The sequence below is a fragment of the Halomonas sabkhae genome (assembly GCF_030409265.1).
In the GTDB taxonomy this organism is placed as follows: domain Bacteria; phylum Pseudomonadota; class Gammaproteobacteria; order Pseudomonadales; family Halomonadaceae; genus Halomonas; species Halomonas halmophila.
Genome location: NZ_JAUFPM010000008.1, coordinates 177,326 through 194,462, shown reverse-complemented (window position 1 = coordinate 194,462; position 17,137 = coordinate 177,326). Strand labels below are relative to the sequence as shown.

Sequence of the window (17,137 nt, the reverse complement as noted above, 5' to 3'; positions counted from 1 at the left end):
GATTTTCTATGTGTGGCATCGTCGGTGCGGTAGCCAGGCGCAACGTTCAGGGCATTCTGCTCGAGGGCCTCAAGCGTCTGGAGTATCGCGGTTATGACTCGGCCGGCATGGTCGTGCGCAACGCCAGCGGCCAGTTGCAACGCCAGCGGGCGCTGGGCAAGGTCGCCGCCCTCGAAGACAAGCTGGAAAGTGGCGCCCTGAACGGTAACAGCGGTATCGCCCATACGCGCTGGGCGACGCATGGCCGGCCCAGCGAGGAAAACGCCCACCCTCACCAGTCCGGTGAGCGTCTGGCCGTGGTCCACAACGGCATCATCGAGAACCATGAAGGCCTGCGGGCCGAGCTGGAAGGCGAGGGTTATGTCTTCACCTCGCAGACCGACACCGAGGTCATTGCCCACCTGCTCGAGCGTGAAGCGCGGCACACGGACCTGCTGTCCGCCGTGCAGAAAATCACCGCCGGCCTGGATGGCGCCTATGCGCTGGGCGTCATTCATGCCGATGAACCGGATGTGGTGATCGGCACCCGCAAGGGCAGCCCGCTGGTCGTGGGCGTCGGCATCGAGGAAGCCTTTATCGCCTCGGACCCGCTGGCGCTGCTGCAGGTGACCGATCGCTTCATCTACCTCGAGGAAGGCGATGTGGTGCGGCTTTCCGGGAATGGTGGCATCGAGGTCTTCGACATCAATGGTGCAGCCGTCGAACGGCCGGTACAGATCTTCGAGCATGGCGACGGCAGTGCCAGCAAGGGTGACTATCGGCACTTCATGCTCAAGGAAATCCACGAGCAGCCCAGGGTCATTGCCGAAACCCTCGAGGGGCGCCTGGGGGATCGCTCGGTACTGGTCGAAAGCTTTGGCCCGGATGCCGAGGCCCTGTTGTCGAAAGCGTCGCAGATTCATCTGGTGGCCTGCGGGACCAGCTATCATGCCGGCATGGTGGCGCGATACTGGCTGGAGCGTTATGCCGGCATTCCCGTCCAGGTCGAGGTGGCCTCCGAGTACCGCTACCGCCGCGTGGTGGTGCCCGAGAACACCTTGTTCGTGACCCTGTCACAGTCCGGCGAGACCGCCGATACCCTGGCGGCGCTGCGGTTTGCCAAGCAGGGCGGTTATCTGGGCAGCCTGGCGATCTGCAATGTGCCGGGCAGCTCACTGGCGCGTGAATCCGATCTGACACTGATGACGCGCGCCGGTCCGGAGATCGGCGTGGCCTCGACAAAGGCCTTCACCACCCAGTTGACGGCCCTGATGCTGCTGACCCTCGCCCTCGGTCGAGTGCGCGGCCAGGACAGCGAAGAGCAGGCCAGGCTGGTCTCGGCCCTGCGTGACTTGCCGGCTCAGGTGGAGCGTGTGCTGGAACTGGATCCACAGATCGAGATCCTGTCGCAGGCCTTTGCCGAGAAGCACCATGCGCTCTTCCTGGGCCGCGGTGCCCACTTCCCGGTGGCCCTGGAAGGCGCCCTCAAACTCAAGGAAATCTCCTACATTCACGCCGAGGCCTATCCGGCGGGCGAGCTCAAGCACGGTCCCCTGGCCCTGGTCGACAGCGAGATGCCGGTGGTTTCGGTGGCGCCCAATGATGAACTGCTCGAGAAGCTGAAATCGAATCTGCAGGAAGTCAGGGCGCGAGGCGGTGAACTCTTCGTGTTTGCCGATGAAAATATCGGCCTGGTGGATGGTGATGACACCCGGGTACTGCACCTGCCGCACATCGACGAGGCCCTGGCGCCGATCGTATACACGCTACCGCTGCAGCTGCTTTCCTACCACGTGGCGGTGCTCAAGGGCACCGACGTCGATCAGCCGCGCAACCTGGCCAAGTCGGTCACCGTGGAGTGAGTGCTTCAGGCCCCGTCATATCCGGGGCCCATGCAAAAAAACGCCGGGGCATTTCTGCCCCGGCGCTTTTTTTGACAGCCCGATGATGCGAGGAGCCTGGGCTTTATCTAGAATGCCCAGTCCTCGTCCTCCGTCTTCTCAGTCCGGCCGATCACATAGGATGAGCCCGAGCCGGAGAAGAAGTCGTGGTTTTCCTCGGCGCCCGGCGACAGGGCGGCCAGGATAGCGGGGTCGAGCGATTCGGTAGCATTCGGGAACAACGGCTCGAAGCCCAGGTTCATCAGCGCCTTGTTGGCGTTGTAATGCAGGAACGCCTTGACGTCCTCGGTCAGGCCGACATCGTCGTACAGTGATTCGGTGTAGTGGACCTCGTTGTCGTAGAGGTCGAGCAGCAGATCATAGGTGGTGTCCTTGATCTCCTTCTGGCGCTCGGGCGTTTCCTGCTCCAGGGCGAGCTGGAACTTGTAGCCGACGTAATAGCCGTGAACCGCCTCGTCGCGAATGATCAGACGAATCAGGTCGGCTGTGTTGGTCAGCTTGCCGCGGCTCGACCAGTACATCGGCAGGTAGAAGCCGGAATAGAACAGGAAGGATTCCAGGAAGACGCAGGCGACCTTGCGCATCAGCGGGTCCTGGGTATCGTAATGCTCGAGGATCAGGTCGGCTTTCTTCTGCAGGTGCGGGTTCAGCTCGCTCCAGCGATAGGCGTCATCCACATCGCGGGTGGCACAGAGGGTCGAGAAGATCGAGCTGTAGGAGCGCGCATGCACGGACTCCATGAAGCTGATGTTGGTCAGCACGGCTTCTTCATGGGGGGTGACGGCGTCGTTGATCAGCACCGGCGCGCCGATGGTGCCCTGAATGGTGTCGAGCAGTGTCAGGCCCGTGAATACCCGGATGGTCAGCTGCTGTTCCTGTTCGGTGAGGGTACTCCACGAAGGCACGTCGTTGGATAGCGGAATCTTCTCCGGCAGCCAGAAGTTGCTGGTCAGTCGGTTCCAGACCTCGAGGTCCTTTTCATCCTGCAGGCGATTCCAGTTGATGGCATCGACGCGGTTCAGTCGAGCGGTCATGGTTGATATCTCATCCGGTTGTCACGCGGGACGGCCAGCGCCCCGGGAGCATTAAAAGACATTCTTTAGAAGCTGAGTGCTCTGGCGACAAGCCTACGAGGAGGCGCTGTAAATACATCCCTGTACGCTACCGACGCCTTTCCTGGCGTCGGACCTCCTCTCGGCTTGTCCCCATGCCCCTGCCTGAAGACGTTATCTTAAAGAGTGCAGGACACGCAGCCTTCCACTTCCGTACCTTCCAGCGCCGCCTGACGCAGCCGAACGTAATAGATCGTCTTGATGCCCTTGCGCCAGGCATAGATCTGCGCCCGGTTGATGTCCCGCGTGGTGGCCGTGTCGCGGAAGAACAGCGTCAGCGACAGGCCCTGGTCGACGTGCTGCGTGGCCTCGGCATAGGTATCGATGATCTTCTCGGGGCCGATCTCGTAGGCGTCGCGATAGTAATCCTGGTTCGCGTCGCTGAGATAGGGCGCCGGATAATAGACGCGGCCCAGCTTGCCTTCCTTGCGAATCTCGATCTTGGATACCACCGGGTGAATGCTCGAGGTGGCATGGTTGATGTACGAGATCGAGCCGGTCGGCGGCACGGCCTGCAGGTTGCGGTTGAACAGGCCATGCTGCATGACCGAGTCCCTGAGTTCACGCCAGTCCTGCTGGGTCGGGATATGAATGCCCGACTTCTCGAACAGCTCGCGCACCCGCTGGGTTCTGGGCAACCAGGTCTGCTCGGTGTACTTGTCGAAGTACCGGCCGCTGGCATAGGCGGAGTCCTCGAAGCCGGCGAAGCTTTCGCCACGCTCCATGGCCAGCTTGTTGGACGCGCGCACGGCGTGATAGGTGATGGTGTAGAAGTAGAGGTTGGTGAAGTCCAGCCCTTCTTCGGACCCATAATGGATATGCTCGCGAGCCAGGTAGCCATGCAGGTTCATCTGTCCCAGGCCGATGGCGTGGGAGCGCGCGTTGGCCTCGGCAATCGACGGCACCGAGCGGATGTCGCTCATCTCGGAGACGGCGCTCAATGCCCGAATGGCGGTCTCGACGCTGGTGCCGAAGTCCGGCGAGTCCATCACGCGGGCGATGTTCAACGAGCCCAGGTTGCAGGAGATGTCCTCGCCGGTGCGGCGGTAATCCAGGTTGTCATCGTATTCGCTGGGCGTGTTGACCTGGAGGATTTCCGAGCACAGGTTGCTCATGTTGATGCGACCGGCGATCGGGTTGTCGCGGTTGGCCGTGTCCTCGAAGAGGACATACGGATAGCCGGACTCGAACTGCAGCTCGGCCAGCGTCTGGAAGAGCTCGCGGGCATCGACCTTGCTCTTGCGAATCCGTGAATCGTCGACCATTTCCTGATACTTGTCGGTCACGCTGATATCGCCGAATGGCACGCCATAAACCTTCTCGACGTCATAGGGCGAGAACAGGTACATGGGCTCGTTGCGCTTGGCCAGCTCGAAGGTCACGTCCGGAATCACCACGCCCAGCGACAGTGTCTTGATGCGGATCTTCTCGTCGGCGTTTTCGCGCTTGGTATCCAGGAACCGCAGGATGTCCGGGTGATGCGCGTTCAGGTAGACCGCGCCGGCGCCCTGACGGGCACCGAGCTGGTTGGCGTACGAGAAGGCATCTTCCAGCATCTTCATGATCGGGATGACGCCCGAGGACTGGTTGGCGATGCGCTTGATCGGTGCCCCCGACTCGCGGACATTGCTCAACGAGAAGGCCACGCCACCGCCACGCTTGGAGAGCTGCAGGGCCGAGTTGATGGCCCGGCCGATGGACTCCATGTTGTCTTCGATGCGCAGCAGAAAGCACGACACCAGCTCACCGCGCTGTTTCTTGCCGCAGTTGAGGAAGGTCGGGGTCGCCGGCTGAAAACGGCCGTGCAGGATTTCCTCGACCAGGGTGCGTGCCAGGGACTCGTCGCCGCGAGCCAGGCTCAGGGCGACCATGCACACACGATCCTCGAAGCGCTCCAGATAGCGGCGACCATCGAAGGTCTTGAGGGTATAGCTGGTGTAGTACTTGAAGGCGCCGAGGAAGCTCTGGAAACGGAATTTCACCGCATAGGCCTGATCGAACAGCGACTTGATGAAGGCCGCATCATACTGCTCGAGGACCTCGCTCTCGTAGTAGCCTTCCTCGACCAGATAATCGAGCTTTTCTTCCAGGGTGTGGAAGAACACCGTGTTCTGGTTGACGTGCTGGAGGAAGTACTGGCGCGCGGCTTCCTTGTCGGCCGAGAGTTGCAGGCGGCCATCGGCATCGTAGAGGTTGAGCATGGCGTTCAACGCGTGAAAGTCCAGCTCCTTGGGCTGGGCCTGTTCAGCGGACGCCATCGCCGATTCCTGGGGGGCGTCAGTCGGGGTCAGAGTATCATCCAGCATCGTCTATCTCCGTTGCCAGGCGCTCCTGCACCTTGGCGACATCTTCTGGGGTGCCCATCAGCTCGAAGCGATGAAGCAGTGGAACTTGGCACTTGTGGGCAATCACGCGGCCGGCCAGACAGTAGGCACTGCCGAAGTTGGTGTTGCCGCCTGCCACCACGCCGCGAATCAGGGCACGGTTGTGCGCATCGTTGAGAAAGCGAATCACCGGCGCGGGCACGGCCGTGCGGGGGTCGCCATCACCATAGGTCGGAACCACCAGCACATAGGGGTTGTCGACCTGCAGTGCCTGCTCGTCGCGGCTCAAGGGAATGCGCTGGGCCGGCAAACCGAGTTTCTCCACGAAGCGATGGGTATTGCCCGATTTCGTGGAGAAATAGACCAGTTCGCTCACGCTCATGTCGGCCCTCAGCTGGCCAGCTGGCGAATGCGCTCCGGACGAAAGCCAGACCAGTGCTCATCGGCGGCCACGACCACCGGCAGCTGGCGATAACCCAGCTCGCGAACGGTGTTGGCGGCCTCGGGTTCTTCGCTGATATCGACCACGGTGTAGTCGAGACCCTGCTTGTCGAGGGCGCGATAGGTGGCGTGGCATTGCATGCAGTCGGGCGAGCTGTAAATCTTGATGATCATGATAAAGATTCTCGAACGTGACAGATTTAGCTCGGCCTTGGGCCGAACACCATGCTGGCGCCTCGCGGCGCCAATATTGGCTTCAGTATATCACAGCATTTGCGGTTCAAATACCAGATATGGTGTGGGAATCCTGTGGAAAAGGTATATATAGTGTGTGAAAAGGTAAAGTGATAGTTTGTCCATGGTCCTGAAACAGCGCCATGACGGCGTTTCCCGGAGGTCTGCAGAGCCGGGCCGATCGCCCCGATCCGCAGTGAGTGCAGTTCCACGGCCGGGTATACTAGGTACCCTGATCGCCAGAGTCGAGGTGCTCTCGAAGGGGCGATGGTCGCAGTACAACGCAGGGATTTGCCGGCAATGACGGGACGCTTGCACCTCGGCCTGCCCATGTGGGCCAACGACGACTGGCGGGGCAGCCTGTATCCGCCCCATGCCGGTGAAGGCGGCAATCTTGCCGATTACGCGCGGGTCTTTTCCGCCGTCGAAGGCAATACCACCTTCTACAGCGGGGCACCCAGGGGCGAGACGGTTGCCGCCTGGGCGCGACGGGTGCCGGCCGACTTCCGCTTCTGCTTCAAGTTGCCGGCCAGCCTGACGCACGAACATCGGCTGTGGAATATCGAAGCCGGCTTCGATGCCTTTGTGGCTGCCCTGGCCCCCTTGAAAGCGCAGCTCGGTCCACTGATGGTGCAATTGCCTCGCGATTTCGGTGCCGAGGAGCTTCCGCAATTGCAGGCACTGCTGGATCGCTGGCCGGCGGATATTCCCTGTGCCGTCGAGGCGCGCCACCCCGAGTTTTTCCACAAGGGTGAGGCCGAAACGACCCTCAACCGCATGTTGATAAGTCATGGCGCCAACCGCGTCATGCTGGATGTGCGCCCGTTGTTCTCCACATCAGCCGACGGCCATCCCGGCATGCAGCAGGCCCATGGCGAGAAGCCGAGACGCCCGTTGCACGTGATCTCGACAGGCTGCTTTCCTGTGGTGCGCTTCATCGGTCACATCGATGATGCGATCAATCTGGCCTATTTTCAGCCCTGGATTAACCAGCTCAAGTTGTGGATAAATCAGGGGATAAGCCCTTTTCTTTTTGTGCATACGGCGGACAACCGGCGTTCTCCCGAGATGGCGAGACAGCTGCATGCCGCACTCGGCGAACAGCTGACACTGGCACCCCTGGCCGACTTTCCCGGCGAGCGTCAGACAAGCCTTTTCTGATCCCTCGACAGGCTGAAAACGGCCTGGTGACTGGCCATCAAGCGTATGATCGGATATTTTTACCGGCTGATCGTCACTGGCCAAGGGTCTTGTGGGTTCACGCCTATCCCGCGTGAAACAGCGTCATGCCTCGCTCGGGTTGCCGTCCTGCCACGATCGCGGTGACGGCATGCCCGCCAGGCAGAGATCCTGCCCGGCATCCTTCCATTCCCTGGAAAATGCGGACTTCGCGATCCGAAGTGCAGCAGACGTGGCGATGACAAGCACAACGACGTCATTGCATCCGATCGATCAATGACGACACGTATCTTCAGGGTGATTTATGTCTAGCAAGCAACATGCGCACTGGTCGTCCCGACTGGCCTTCATCCTCGCCGCGACGGGGTCGGCGGTCGGTCTGGGCAATATCTGGAAATTTCCCTACATGGTGGGCGAGAGCGGTGGAGCGGCCTTCGTGCTGGTCTACCTGCTGTGTATCGCGCTGATCGGCCTGCCGATCCTGGTATCGGAGTGGCTGATCGGGCGTCGTGGCCAGAGCAACCCGGCGAATGCCATGGGCAGCGTGGCCGAGAAAGCCGGTCGCTCCCGCAACTGGATGATCGTCGGCATCAGCGGGATCCTCGGCGCCTTCCTGATCCTGTCCTTCTACAGTGTGATCGGCGGCTGGTCGCTGTACTACACCCTCAACTCGGTGACCGGTGCCTTCAGTGGTCAGGATGCCGATGGCATCGGCGCGCTGTTCAACGGCATGCTGGGCAATCCCGGTCTGCTGCTGTTGGGCCACTCGGTCTTCATGCTGCTGGTCATCGGCATCGTGGCACGCGGTGTGACCAAGGGGCTGGAAGGCGCCGTGAGGACCCTGATGCCGGCACTGGGCGTGCTGCTGGCGGTGCTGGTGGGGTATGGCGTGACCACCGGCCATTTCGGCGAGGCCCTGGGTTATCTGTTCAATCCCGACTGGAGTGCGCTCTCCGGCGAAACCGTGCTGGCGGCCCTCGGCCATGCCTTCTTCACGCTCTCGCTGGGCATGGGCATCATGATGGCCTACGGCTCCTACCTGGGCGAAGAGGTCAACCTGCTCAAGACGGCACGTACCGTGGTGATCATGGATACCGTGATCGCGCTGGGTGCCGGCCTGGCGATCTTCCCCATCGTCTTCGCCAATGACCTCGACCTGAATTCCGGGCCGGGCCTGATCTTCGTCACCCTGCCACTGGCCTTCGGCAACATGGGCGGTGGCGTGATTCTCGGCCTGCTGTTCTTCCTGTTGCTCACTTTTGCCGCCCTGACCTCGGCCATCTCGCTGCTCGAACCGGTGGTCGAGTTCGTCGAGGAACGCACGCCACTGTCGCGTGCCATGTCGACGCTGGTCGCCGGCATCGGTGCCTGGGCGCTGGGCATCGCCGCACTGCTGTCGTTCAATGTGTGGAGCGATCCCGTCTTGTTCGGCCTGGGCGTCTTCGACCTGCTGGACAAGCTGACCAGCAAGTTCATGCTGCCGTTGACCGGCCTGGGGGCCATCCTGTTCGCCGCCTGGCGTCTGGATCGCCAGAGTGTCGTCGACGAGCTTGGCCTGTCGGCCGGCGGGGCAAGCATCTGGCACCTGGTGACACGCTATGTGGCACCGATCGGGGTGATCGTGGTCTTCGTTTCCAGCCTCTGATGGCCGCTGCCGCGTGACCGAAAGGCGGCCATTGTCATCGACAGTGGCGCCTCTGCAAGCCCCGCCACGGCGGGGCTTTGCGTATCCTGCCAGCGGTGCTTGCAGCCCCCCTGGCTGGGGTCGAGCGTCGTCGGATCAGTGCATGTCGTCGTTGGGCTCGTCTTCCGGGAGTTCGGCGATATCCTGGTTGAGGCGCTTGAACTCTTCATGGAGTTCAATGCCCCGGCGGGCGCGGAGATTGCGTTGAGCGGCGGTGCGAGAACGCTGCTCGTGTTCGTTGACTTCCATGCTCATGAAGATATCGAGAAGTTCGTTTCTGACGGAGGTTAACCTTTCGGCTTTACGCATGATCGACGCTCCTGTCTGCAGTGAATGTGCCGGCATCCTCGAGAAAACGCTGCTTAAATGCCTGCGCATGCAAATCGCTGCGTTGCGCGGTGCTCGAAAGCTCGCCTAACCAATAGTTATGTCTCGCTTTCTGTGCTCCGTGCGCCTTGCGCTTCACTATGCTCGGCGAATTCTTCAGCATTTCCTCCATGCTGCTCGACACTGCACTTCTTACTATACATTACTTGACAGATTGATGACGTAGCGTCAACCAACGGCAAAAAATCCGCTGCAAAGCCTGGCCGAAAACTCCCGATTATGCCTGGCACTGCCTCCGCCTGATCGATGTTGCGGCAAAGCGCCGTCTTCGGGCTCGCCGCACGTCCGGTCGGGGGCGCATTGCCTGGCAGCATGGGGCATACTGTCAGCATTGCGGTACTGATGACGCGAGCGATGCGGCGTAGCATCATTGGAGCCGATAGGGTTTTCCCACACAAGGAGCGCCACGTGAGTCTTGGCCTGTTCGATGAAATGAGACGTCGCATGGAGCACTTTCGTCGCTCCGAGCAGAAAGTGGCGCGTTTCGTGCTGCGCAATCCCAATGAAGTCATTCACATGCGCATCGTCGATCTGGCCACCGAGGCCAAGGTCAGCGAACCCACGGTGGTGCGTTTCTGTCGAGCCCTGGGCTGTGACGGTTTTCAGGACTTCAAGCTCAAGCTGGCGCAGATGCTGGCCACGGGCAGCCAGTTCGCCCAGTTCTCGATGAACGACAGCGACTCGGTCGCCGAATTCTCCCACAGCATCTTCGACTCCACGGTCGGCACCCTGCTCTCGGTGCGCGACCGACTGGACAACGACTCCCTCAGCAAGGCCATCAATGCCCTGGGCATGGCCAATCGGGTCGAGTTCTACGGCTTCGGCGCCTCCGGTGCGGTCGCCTTCGATGCCCAGCACAAGTTCTTCCGCCTGCAGATCTCCACCGCCGCCTACAATGACCCGCACATGCAGAACATGTCGGCGGCCACGCTCAAGGACGGCGATGTGGTCGTCGCCATCTCGCAGACCGGCCGCACCAAGGCGCTGGTGGCCAGCGTGCGGCTGGCCCGTGAGGCCGGCGCCACCGTCATCGGCCTGTGTCCCAGTGACTCGCCCCTGGCCGGTGAGGTGAGCCTGCCGCTGTACATCGACGTGCACGAAGACACCGAAATCTACACCCCGATGAGCTCGCGCATCGCCCACCTGGTACTCATCGACGTCCTCGCCGTCGGCGTTGCCAAGACCCGCGGCCCCAAACTCGCCGAACAGCTCAAGGCCGTGAAACGCAGCCTCAACCCCCTGCGGTTTCCGGAAGAAGACGAGTCCTGAGCCGGCGTAGCCGGCTCAGTAGAACGAAGAGGTAAGAGCGGCGCTGCGCGCCTCAAGAGGGAAGAAACCCCTTTTCATCCCGGACTAGGGGCTCAGCCTGTCTTCCCTCTACCCTCTACCCTCTACCCTCTTCCCTCTTCCCTCTTCCCTCTTCCCTCTTCCCTCTATGCTAAACTACCGCTCCATTTCCCGAGCAGCGATGCCTTCCCCATGGACGACGTCACGGCGATTCTCGATCACATGAACCCCGCCCAGCGCGAGGCGGTCAGTGCGCCTCAGGGCAACATGCTGGTACTCGCAGGGGCGGGCTCGGGCAAGACCCGGGTGCTGGTGCATCGCATCGCCTGGCTGATGCAGGCGGAGGGGCTGTCGCCCTATGCCGTGCTGGCCGTCACCTTCACCAACAAGGCGGCCCGCGAGATGCGCACGCGTCTCGAGGCGCTGCTGGGCATTTCGCTGCGCCATGTCTGGGTGGGCACCTTTCACTCCATCGCCCATCGCCTGCTGCGGACCCACTGGCAGGATGCGCGGCTGCCCCAGCATTTCCAGATCATCGACGGCGATGACCAGCTCCGCCTGATCAAGCGCCTGCTCAAGGACTACAACATCGACGACGAGCGCTATCCGCCGCGTCAGGTGCAGTCCTTCATCTCCGGCTGCAAGGAAGAGGGCCTGCGCCCGCATCAGGTGGATGCCCATGGCGACGCCTACATGCTGCAGATGGTCGAGCTCTATGAACGCTACCAACTGACCTGTGAACGCGGCGGCCTGGTCGATTTCGGCGAACTGCTGCTGCGTAGCCTGGAACTGCTACGCGACAACCCGGCCCTGCTGGCGCATTACCAGGAGCGCTTCGGCCATGTGCTGGTCGACGAATTCCAGGATACCAACACCCTACAATATGCCTGGCTCAAGCTGCTCACCGGCATGCGCACGCCGATGACCGTGGTCGGCGATGACGACCAGTCGATCTACGGCTGGCGGGGCGCACGTATCGAGAACATCCGTCGCTTCGAGAACGAGTTCCCCGAGACCAAGCTGGTGCGCCTCGAGCAGAACTATCGCTCCACCAGCGTGATTCTCGATGCCGCCAACGCCCTGATTCGCTACAACGCCGATCGCATGGGCAAGGAACTGTGGACCGCCGGCGATCATGGCGACCCCATCTCGGTGTATGGCGGCTTCAACGACCTGGATGAAGCCCGCTACATCGTCGACACCATTCGTGAGAAGGTCGAGGAGGGCATCAATCGCCGCGAGGTCGCCATCCTCTACCGCTCCAATGCCCAGTCGCGGGTCATCGAGGAAACCCTGATCCGCCAGGGCGTGCCCTATCGCATCTACGGCGGCCAGCGCTTCTACGAACGCCTCGAGATCAAGAACGCCCTGGCCTACCTGCGGCTGCTGCTCAATCGCGACGACGACGCCTCCCTGGAACGGGTCATCAATGTGCCGGCACGCGGCATCGGCACCCGTACCGTCGAGACCCTGCGTCATCGGGCCCGCCAGACCGGCGAATCGCTGTGGCAGGCCCTGCACCAGGCCACCGCGGATGGCAGCCTGCGCGGGCGGGCGGTAACCTCGCTCAAGGCCTTCGCCGATCTGATCGAGCAGCTCGACAACGAAGCCGCCGGCCTGTCGCTCCACGACATCATCGACCACCTCAACGAACGCACCGGCCTGGTCGAGCATCACCGCAACGAGAAGGGCGAGAAGGGCCAGGCCCGGGTCGAGAACCTCGAGGAACTGGTCACCGCCGCCCGGGCCTTCACCCAGAGCGAGGCCGTTACCGGCGGAGATGCCTCGGATGCCGGAGAGGCCGGCGAAGGCATGGCCGCCCTGGAGGCCTTTCTGGCCGAGGCCGCCCTCAATGCCGGCGAACACGAGGCCGATGAGTTCGAGGACTGCGTGCAGTTGATGACATTGCACTCGGCCAAGGGCCTGGAGTTTCCCGTGGTGTTCATGGCCGGCGTCGAGGAAGGCCTCTTCCCGCACAAGATGTCCATGGAAGAGCCCGGCCGCCTGGAGGAGGAGCGTCGCCTCTGTTATGTGGGCATGACCCGTGCCATGCAGAAGCTCTACCTGACCCACGCCGAACTGCGTCGTCTGCACGGCAAGGAAACCTTCCAGCGTCCGTCGCGCTTCCTGCGCGAGGTCCCCGAGCACTTCCTCGAGGAAGTCCGACTGCGTGGCCAGATCTCGCGCCCGGTGACCTCTCGACCCTCGAGCCCACAACAAGGCAGTGTCGAAGGCGGTGACGAACTGCCCTCGCTGAGCCTGGGGCAGCGCGTCAGCCACCCGGTGTTCGGCGAAGGCGTGGTCCTCAATGCCGAAGGGCAGGGCGAGCGTGCCCGCGTGCAGATAAGCTTCGAAGGCGAGGGCGACAAATGGCTGGTGCTGGGCTTCGCCAAGCTCACCCCCCTCTGAGACGCTGCGCCATGCCAGCGCGACCATCGCCAGCAGCGGCAGCGCCCACCCAGGCGCTGCGCTCAGCTGATGCCCTCACTCCTCACTCCTCACCCTTCACCCCAAAATGCATGTGACGCGGACCCTCGAACCGCCTGAAGTTATCCACAAGCAAGGCCAGAATTCGAGCAAGATCTTGCCCGCTGGGCAACTTTTTGCTCGCTTCCAGGCAAGATCTTGCTCGATTGTGCTGATCTGACAAACCCTGATTTTTATCAAGTAATTGATTTAAAAGAGTTTTGTGATTTTTGGCATCAATAGTGCCCTATAAAAGGGTGTCCATCGGACACAGACGCCAAAATGTTCCACGAATGTCGCGCTGCGACTTCACCGTCAAGGAATCGACACATGCCAACTCCATGTTATATCAGCATCGAAGGTCAGACTCAGGGCAACATCACCGCGGGTGCCTTCACGCCTGAATCCGTCGGCAACATCTACGTCGAAGGCCACGAAGACGAGATGCTGGTCCAGGAATTCAAGCACATCGTCACCGTACCGACCGACCCGCAGTCCGGTCAGCCGGCCGGTCAGCGCGCCCACAAGCCGTTCATCTTCACCGTGGCGCTGAACAAGGCCGTGCCGCTGATGTACAACGCCCTGGCCTCTGGTGAAATGCTGCCCAACGTTGAGCTGAAGTGGTACCGCACCTCGGTAGAGGGCAAGCAGGAGCACTTCTTCACCACCACCCTGACCGATGCCACCATCGTCGACATCAACCTGCACATGCCGCATGCCCAGGACAAGAATCAGTCCGAGTTCACGCAGCTGATGGACGTCTCCCTGGCCTACCGCAAGATCGACTGGGAGCACACCGTCGCCGGCACCTCCGGTTCCGACGACTGGCGCGCGCCGATCGAGGGTTAAACTCTTGATGCCTCGCGGCGGCCTGGCCCCCGGGCCAGGTCGCTGTGATGAATCGCCAGGGCTTGCCTCTTTTTCAGAACTCGGTTCCTCATGAGCCTTTGCATTTTTCTGATCCACCTCTCTGAAAAGTAACAGTCCAGATATGTCACTTTTCTAGTGATTGATGTTTATTCAACCAGACATCGACTGGTACTGATGATTAATGGCTTTTGTTCATGCCATCCCGCCGATACACCTTGATTCCGAGCATGTTTTTTCAGTTCAGGTTTAAAACCTGAACTTTCAGGGGCATGGTCGCTGTTGTCGTATGACCAGGACTAATGCTCGCGTGGAAAAGATACTATTTATTCATTATAAATCAATGAAGGTTTCTGGGTGGCGCTATACTTGTCAGCAGTTGGAGACGCCTATTTTTATACAAGCGATTCAAAACAACTGTTTGCCATGCAGGATGTTTAATTTTTGTTCAGTATTTCATGTAGTCTAATGATTAACTTTGTGTAGTATATTTCTTACATGAAACATTAATTTATCCTTATGTTTTCATAACCACCTGTTTTTGTTAATTGTTTTTTACTTTTTTGGGTTTGGTAAGCTTTTCAAACAGTTGAATGATTCAGTGGTGTCGCTTTTTGGATACTCCCAATGGTCATTGCATAGTGATAATCTTCTCGCGCTTTTAAATGTGCTGATTTGTCTACATCGGCGCATTTCCCGGGTGGTAGTCGGTGTCTGCAGTTGAGTGGATGTCGAGTGGAGTACAAGCCTCTTTCAGGCACGATTTGCCGCCATCAATCAATCATCAGTGCAAGCGACAAGGAACTTCGATCATGGCCAAGGAAGGTTCAGTGGCGCCGAAAGAGCGCATCAACATCAAGTACGTGCCCGCCACTGGCGACAACCAGGCAGAAACGGAGCTTCCCCAGAAACTCCTCATCGTGGGCGATTTCAAGGGTGGTACCGAGGAAGCGCCGGTCGAGGACCGCGAAGCCGTTTCGGTCAACAAGAACAACTTCCAGTCGGTCATGCGTGAAGCCGGACTCAGCCTGCAGACATCCGTGCCCAGCCGTCTGGAAGACGACAATACCGATCAGGACATCAATGTCGACCTGTCGTTTCAGTCCCTGGAGGACTTCGGGCCGGACAGCGTCGCGCGCCAGATTCCCGAGCTGCAGAAGCTGGTAGAGCTGCGCGAAGCGCTGGTGGCGCTCAAGGGGCCGCTGGGTAACGTCCCGGCATTTCGCGAGCGCCTTCAGGCCCTGATCGAGGATCCGGCGACCCGTGATCAGTTGCTGAGCGAGCTGGACCTCATCGACAACCCGACATCTTCCAACGACAACTGATTCTCCGCACGGAAGCGAGGCATTATCATGACGGAATCCACTCAGAACCAGGCCGTGGCCAGCGAAGAGGTTCAGTCCGAGTCACTGCTCGATCAGGTCATGGCGCAGACCCGCATGGTTCCCGAGGAAGAAGGGTACGATGTGGCCAAGCAGGGCGTAGCGGCTTTCATCAGCGAGCTGCTGAAGACCGATGACGCCGATCAGCAGGTCAACAAGTCGGTCGTCGACCGCATGATCGTCGAGCTGGATCGCAAGATCGGCCAGCAGGTCGACGAAGTCATCCATGCCGATGAATTCCAGCACCTGGAGTCCGCCTGGCGCGGCTTGAAACTGCTCGTGGATCGCACGGATTTCCGCGAGAACATCAAGCTCAATGTCCTGCATGCCACCAAGGAAGAGCTGCTGGAAGACTTCGAGTTCGCCTCGGAACTCAGCCAGAGTGGTCTCTATCAGCATGTCTATGCGGCGGAATACGGTCAGTTCGGCGGTGAGCCAGTAGCGGCCATGATCGGCCACTACGACTTCACGCCGTCCACGCCGGATATCAAGCTGCTGCAATATACTTCCTCGGTCGGCGCCATGGCGCATGCGCCCTTCCTGTCCTCGGTGGCGCCCAGCTTCTTTGGCATCGACAGCTTCGAGGAACTGCCGAACATCAAGGATTTCAAGGCGATCTTCGAGGGGCCGAAGTATGCCCGCTGGCGCAGCCTGCGCGAATCGGAAGACTCTCGTTATCTGGGGCTGACCGCGCCGCGCTTTCTGCTGAGAACGCCTTACGATCCCGAAGAAAACCCGGCCAAGTCGTTCCACTATCGTGAGTCCGTCAGCGATAGTCACGACAACTATCTGTGGGGCAACACGGCTTACCTGCTGGCCGAGCGTCTCAACGACAGCTTTGCCAAGTACCGCTGGTGCCCGAACATCATCGGGCCACAGAGTGGTGGTGCCGTCGAGAACCTGCCCACGCACACCTTCGAGTCCCTGGGGCAGCTGCAGAACAAGATTCCCACCGAAGTGCTGATCACCGATCGGCGCGAATTCGAGATGGCCGAGGAAGGCTTCATCTCCCTGACGATGCGCAAGGGCAGCGACAATGCGGCCTTCTTCTCGGCCAATTCGGTGCAGAAGCCCAAGTCGTTCCCCAATACGCCCGAGGGTCGGGAAGCCGAGACCAATTACAAGCTCGGCACCCAGCTGCCCTACATGTTCATCGTCAATCGCCTGGCGCACTACATCAAGGTGCTTCAGCGCGAGCAGATCGGCTCCTGGAAAGAGCGTCAGGACCTGGAGCGCGAGCTCAACACCTGGATTCGTCAGTACGTGGCGGACCAGGAAAACCCGCCTGCCGATGTGAGAAGTCGCCGTCCGCTGCGCGCCGCCTCGGTGCATGTCTCCGACGTGGAAGGCGACCCGGGCTGGTATCAGGTATCCCTGGCAGTGCGCCCGCACTTCAAGTACATGGGTGCCAACTTCGAGCTGTCGCTGGTGGGTCGCCTCGACAAGGAGTGACGTCATGGCCGCTTCACGGCACCGAAGCGGCCTGGCTGGCGCTAGCCTTTTCGAACGTCTGTCGGCACCGCGTCACGCGGTGCCGTCGGCGGACGTTGTCGAGGCCACGGTCACTTCCATCAAGCGCCACCTGGTCGAGCTTCTCAACAGTCATCCGGGGCACAGCGAATGTGCGCCGGGCCTGGGCCTGCTGGATCTGAACGATGCCACGCTCGGCGCGCTTGACCTGGAACTCAAGGTCGAGAGCGCCATTCGCGAGTGTATCGAGCGCTATGAGCCGCGGGTTCACCGCGTTCATGTCGAGACCCAGCATCACCACGACAACGACCCGCTACAGCTGCGTTTTCAGGTGCAGGCCGTGCTGGATGTCGATCACGACATGGCGGAAACCACCATCGATCTGCTGCTCAACGACAAGCGCTATCTGTGCTTGAACTGAGGC

Annotated in this window: 15 protein-coding genes; 9 read left to right on the top strand and 6 right to left on the bottom strand. The window is 60.6% G+C overall.

Annotated elements, in window-relative coordinates; genetic code table 11:
* The first annotated feature begins 8 nt into the window (after positions 1-8).
* Positions 9-1,841: a glutamine--fructose-6-phosphate transaminase (isomerizing) gene (gene glmS, locus QWY79_RS06815; RefSeq protein WP_290271187.1), complete on the top strand. Its 1,833-nt coding sequence runs from the start codon at positions 9-11 to the stop codon at positions 1,839-1,841.
* Positions 1,842-1,948: 107 nt separating this feature from the next.
* Here the strand turns inward: glmS and nrdF are convergent, their stop codons facing one another.
* From nrdF to nrdH, 4 genes are all read right to left on the bottom strand, one after another.
* Positions 1,949-2,914, bottom strand: a complete 966-nt coding sequence (gene nrdF, locus QWY79_RS06810; protein ID WP_141319677.1) for a class 1b ribonucleoside-diphosphate reductase subunit beta — start codon at positions 2,912-2,914, stop codon at positions 1,949-1,951.
* Positions 2,915-3,111: 197 nt separating this feature from the next.
* On the bottom strand, positions 3,112-5,298 hold the full coding sequence (nrdE, locus tag QWY79_RS06805; RefSeq protein ID WP_290271184.1) for a class 1b ribonucleoside-diphosphate reductase subunit alpha: 2,187 nt from the start codon (positions 5,296-5,298) through the stop codon (positions 3,112-3,114).
* Positions 5,288-5,698 (bottom strand): class Ib ribonucleoside-diphosphate reductase assembly flavoprotein NrdI, encoded by a 411-nt coding sequence (nrdI, locus tag QWY79_RS06800; RefSeq protein ID WP_290271182.1) that lies wholly within the window; start codon positions 5,696-5,698, stop codon positions 5,288-5,290. The genes nrdE and nrdI overlap by 11 nt, the downstream gene beginning before the upstream one ends.
* A gap of 8 nt (positions 5,699-5,706) precedes the next feature.
* Positions 5,707-5,931, bottom strand: a complete 225-nt coding sequence (nrdH, locus tag QWY79_RS06795) for a glutaredoxin-like protein NrdH (RefSeq protein WP_141319681.1) — start codon at positions 5,929-5,931, stop codon at positions 5,707-5,709.
* 360 nt (positions 5,932-6,291) lie between these two features.
* On the opposite strand from nrdH, the gene QWY79_RS06790 reads away from it, so the two are divergent.
* Positions 6,292-7,152 (top strand): DUF72 domain-containing protein, encoded by an 861-nt coding sequence (locus tag QWY79_RS06790; protein ID WP_290271179.1) that lies wholly within the window; start codon positions 6,292-6,294, stop codon positions 7,150-7,152.
* 322 nt (positions 7,153-7,474) lie between these two features.
* Entirely contained in the window at positions 7,475-8,815 is a 1,341-nt protein-coding gene (locus QWY79_RS06785; RefSeq protein WP_290271176.1) for a sodium-dependent transporter, read from the top strand.
* 135 nt (positions 8,816-8,950) lie between these two features.
* On the opposite strand, the gene QWY79_RS06780 is transcribed toward QWY79_RS06785, so the two are convergent.
* Together QWY79_RS06780 and QWY79_RS06775 are read right to left on the bottom strand one after the other, a co-directional pair.
* Entirely contained in the window at positions 8,951-9,163 is a 213-nt protein-coding gene (locus tag QWY79_RS06780) for a PA3496 family putative envelope integrity protein (protein ID WP_141319687.1), read from the bottom strand.
* On the bottom strand, positions 9,156-9,353 hold the full coding sequence (locus QWY79_RS06775; protein ID WP_290271171.1) for a hypothetical protein: 198 nt from the start codon (positions 9,351-9,353) through the stop codon (positions 9,156-9,158). Before QWY79_RS06775 ends, QWY79_RS06780 begins: the two co-directional genes overlap by 8 nt.
* A 296-nt stretch (positions 9,354-9,649) precedes the next feature.
* Between QWY79_RS06775 and hexR the strand changes: the two genes are divergently transcribed.
* The 6 genes from hexR (at position 9,650) to tssE (ending at position 17,134) form a co-directional block, all read left to right on the top strand.
* A complete protein-coding gene (gene hexR / locus QWY79_RS06770) occupies positions 9,650-10,510 on the top strand; it encodes a transcriptional regulator HexR (protein WP_290271169.1) in 861 nt (286 codons plus the stop codon).
* Between the two features lie 210 nt (positions 10,511-10,720).
* A complete protein-coding gene (gene uvrD / locus QWY79_RS06765; RefSeq protein WP_290271167.1) occupies positions 10,721-12,937 on the top strand; it encodes a DNA helicase II in 2,217 nt (738 codons plus the stop codon).
* Positions 12,938-13,324: 387 nt separating this feature from the next.
* The gene (locus tag QWY79_RS06760) at positions 13,325-13,843 is read left to right on the top strand and encodes an Hcp family type VI secretion system effector (RefSeq protein WP_290271165.1); all 519 of its coding nucleotides are present in this window, start codon (positions 13,325-13,327) and stop codon (positions 13,841-13,843) included.
* An 830-nt stretch (positions 13,844-14,673) separates the two neighbouring features.
* Positions 14,674-15,186, top strand: a complete 513-nt coding sequence (tssB, locus tag QWY79_RS06755; RefSeq protein ID WP_290271163.1) for a type VI secretion system contractile sheath small subunit — start codon at positions 14,674-14,676, stop codon at positions 15,184-15,186.
* Positions 15,187-15,213: 27 nt separating this feature from the next.
* A complete protein-coding gene (gene tssC, locus QWY79_RS06750; RefSeq protein WP_290271161.1) occupies positions 15,214-16,695 on the top strand; it encodes a type VI secretion system contractile sheath large subunit in 1,482 nt (493 codons plus the stop codon).
* A gap of 4 nt (positions 16,696-16,699) precedes the next feature.
* Positions 16,700-17,134, top strand: coding sequence for a type VI secretion system baseplate subunit TssE (gene tssE / locus QWY79_RS06745; protein ID WP_290271158.1), 435 nt, complete (start codon positions 16,700-16,702; stop codon positions 17,132-17,134).
* The last annotated feature ends 3 nt before the right edge of the window (positions 17,135-17,137 follow it).